The organism is Waterburya sp. (assembly GCF_058530065.1).
In genome coordinates, this window is the sequence record NZ_JBZNBU010000436.1 from 1 (window position 1) to 2615 (window position 2615).

The 2615-nt window shown below is 37.2% G+C and carries 6 protein-coding genes and 1 pseudogene; 2 read left to right on the plus strand and 5 right to left on the minus strand.

Annotated elements, in window-relative coordinates; all coding sequences use genetic code 11:
- Positions 1-220: 220 nt before the first annotated feature.
- The gene (locus tag AC33VI_RS23360; RefSeq protein WP_491784662.1) at positions 221-463 is read right to left on the minus strand and encodes a DUF6658 family protein; all 243 of its coding nucleotides are present in this window, start codon (positions 461-463) and stop codon (positions 221-223) included.
- Between the two features lie 317 nt (positions 464-780).
- On the opposite strand from AC33VI_RS23360, the gene AC33VI_RS23365 reads away from it, so the two are divergent.
- Positions 781-927, plus strand: coding sequence for a hypothetical protein (locus AC33VI_RS23365; protein WP_491784657.1), 147 nt, complete (start codon positions 781-783; stop codon positions 925-927).
- A gap of 129 nt (positions 928-1056) precedes the next feature.
- Here the strand turns inward: AC33VI_RS23365 and AC33VI_RS23370 are convergent, their stop codons facing one another.
- From AC33VI_RS23370 to AC33VI_RS23385, 4 genes and pseudogenes are all read right to left on the minus strand, one after another.
- On the minus strand, positions 1057-1191 hold the full coding sequence (locus AC33VI_RS23370) for a carotenoid oxygenase family protein (RefSeq protein WP_491784658.1): 135 nt from the start codon (positions 1189-1191) through the stop codon (positions 1057-1059).
- Positions 1192-1340: 149 nt separating this feature from the next.
- Positions 1341-1481 carry a hypothetical protein gene (locus AC33VI_RS23375; RefSeq protein ID WP_491784659.1) on the minus strand — a complete coding sequence of 47 codons (141 nt, stop codon included), beginning with the start codon at positions 1479-1481 and terminating at the stop codon, positions 1341-1343.
- Positions 1482-1496: 15 nt separating this feature from the next.
- Positions 1497-1664 (minus strand): hypothetical protein, encoded by a 168-nt coding sequence (locus AC33VI_RS23380; protein WP_491784660.1) that lies wholly within the window; start codon positions 1662-1664, stop codon positions 1497-1499.
- 398 nt (positions 1665-2062) lie between these two features.
- Positions 2063-2143: pseudogene (locus AC33VI_RS23385) on the minus strand (IS5/IS1182 family transposase); the annotation flags it as partial.
- 25 nt (positions 2144-2168) lie between these two features.
- On the opposite strand from AC33VI_RS23385, the gene AC33VI_RS23390 reads away from it, so the two are divergent.
- Positions 2169-2351: a hypothetical protein gene (locus AC33VI_RS23390; protein ID WP_491784661.1), complete on the plus strand. Its 183-nt coding sequence runs from the start codon at positions 2169-2171 to the stop codon at positions 2349-2351.
- Positions 2352-2615: the final 264 nt, after the last annotated feature.

Consider the following 2615-nt stretch of genomic DNA (forward strand, 5'->3'; position numbering starts at 1 on the left):
AGTTGATGATATAAGGGGGTGGGTGTTGACATGGAATATAAAGCTAAAAACTATTCATTTTCAGCTTCCCATGAATTACTCTCCCTTTTCTTTTTTCAACCGCATTTCAATGTTTTCACACACTTGTGTCAGGCAGCCAGCGTGCCACGTCTTTGTTCCTTGTACTCGCTCTGACTACTATTCATCTCAACTAACTCCAGTGTCTCATAATATGGGTACTTTACTTCCGCCCCAGTGTACTAGAATCATTAGCAGGAGATTTATATTGGCTCATGCCGTCGCCACCTGCTTTGTGGGGATTATTTTGTCCACCCATTTGAACTGGCGATATTTCGGAACGCGCACCTAGTTCGTTGCCATTATTAAAGGCTGTAGCAGTCAACATAACCATCGAAAGTAAAAATGCTATAGCGATCTTTTGCCACTGGCTATTTTTTATTTTTTCGAGATTTTTTTTGCAGATTTTTTATAAATTTAAATCTTATTTTTCAATAAAACATTAAACAGTATTTTAGCAAAACTATGGTTAAAGTTGTTTGAATTTAAGCTTACAAACTAAACTATTTAATATTTACAACTTATCTATTTTTTCTATACATTGCTTCCCACTAAAGTCGGATCGTTACATGCAATTCAAAATGCAATTTACCGCTGCGATATATCCGCGTCTTGACAGCAGGCGCGATCGCCCCAATCTCTATCGAATGATTGATGTTTATAATCATTTTTTTGATAAAGATTTAACCAGGCAAATTTAGATAAATGATGGAGAGTAGGTTGATGAGTTCTAGCTTTAAAAAAGCTTTAGGTGTTGGATTGAGTATTTTTGCTTTATTTATTGGTTCTGTTGGATTGAGTGGATGTGAAACAGGAGGAGAAGGAGAAGCAGAGATTGAAGAACCAGAAGAATTAGAAGAAGAAGATTAATCGATTCGCCAAGATTGCTGATCTCAAACAAGTCGTCATCGAATGATAATGCCTTTTACCTCATAATTAAAAAAAATGGGATCGGACGCGATCCCTGTCTGAAATATTAAACCGCGAAGCGGTTGGCTATTAGCCGTTAGCTGTATCGAAGAGATGATGCGATCTCTGTCCGTTTATATCTAACATGGCGGGAACGTTACGATACATAGTTCCCGTGAATTCCGAGGGAGTTTCTCCCGTAACATATTCAATCGGGTAATCCAATTCGTCTTTAAATGCTTTGTTGCCTCCGCGCCAATCTTCAAGTTTTTAGGATTTATTGTGGCTAAAATCGGTAGAATAGGATTTGGTTTCCACATGTTATTTATTATCGTTCATGAGTCGGCGATCGCGAGGCAAGTTGAAATCTTCGCCTAAACTTTAACCCATCGACAAACTAGTTTGCCATCGACCTTGTGCCATTGAGCCAGCAACTGTTTTTTGTTCGGGGTAGCAACTTGGTTGGGATTGAAAATTGTTTGAGTAGTATTTTCTTTTTTTGCTGTAGAAAGCATGAAACTTCTCCTAAATTAATTGTGGTTATTTATACAGTCAAATAGAAATAAATATGCAATCAAACACCAATAAGCCACACCACGATACTCGCATATGCCCGACCGAGCTTTTGTTGGTAAGGGTACGGGGCGACGGGGAACATAGTTTTGACCGAGAAAACGAGCAGTATATTCCGAGGGCAAAGCTGCGATCTGGTTGCTAGAAGTGTAATCTCATAATTTATTTCTCCTGTAGTCGTTGCCAATTGATAGTTGAAAGTAATTGAAACCAATGCAGTAAATCAATCGCAATGTTTTGATAGTCCAGCAAAGTTTAGAGAGATTTGCCAACTAAGAGGCTGTTTGTTAAATAACAATAAAGAAAAAAGTAGATCGTACCGTTAATGGTTTCTCAAACAAATCGTTTACGTTAGTATTATGCGGTTAGCTAAAAATAAATATAAGAGGGAAAATTCAGGTATTTTTTCAGGTATGGGTGAATATTGATTGTAGCAATAAGCTTAATGTTTTCTTGGCAAACAGTCTCTAAGAATGAGCGAATATTCAACTACAGATGTTTACTAAGTATTTGGTCATGACTTTAATCCTTGACTATCAACTAGAATGTGACGGTTTCTTCCTTTTACTTTTATTCCTCCGTCAAAGCCGTATACCTCACTCTCAGGTCTTCAAGACACACGCGTACCTATGTTGCTGAGTATTCCTACTTTTTGGGGGATAGGATTGGCTGGAGGTTATATTTTAGGCTTGGTTTTTGATTATGGCGGTACTGGCTTGTGGTTAGGACAGTCTATCGGCGTGGCGATGGCTGCTGTTCTTTTTCTACTGCGTTTCTGCCAGCAAATTATAAGTATGAGTTTTCCTCAATAGCGATCGCTGCTAAAGTTAAAATAACGAGAGATAGAATAGTGTCGTTCGCGTTGATAAATTTTGGATCGTATAATTCATGTATATTGTGTGTTTTTTTTGGATTACAATTGTTACTCGGTTTAAATAGATATTGCTCTAAAATAATGGTATTTACCTAAGAGCTTTTCTATTTCAAATAATTAAACTTAGACCTCTGTCAATAAAATCTTTCTCAAGACATAAATCAAACTGAGCTAAAACTTGTAATCTTTATAACAGGAGCGA

Excerpts from the sequence above, each read along its gene's own strand:
- AC33VI_RS23365 (WP_491784657.1), top strand. The coding sequence starts at position 781 with ATGAGTTCTAGCTTTAAAAAAGCTTTAGGTGTTGGATTGAGTATTTTT.
- AC33VI_RS23375 (WP_491784659.1), bottom strand. The coding sequence starts at position 1,481 with ATGCTTTCTACAGCAAAAAAAGAAAATACTACTCAAACAATTTTCAAT.
- AC33VI_RS23390 (WP_491784661.1), top strand. The coding sequence starts at position 2,169 with ATGTTGCTGAGTATTCCTACTTTTTGGGGGATAGGATTGGCTGGAGGT.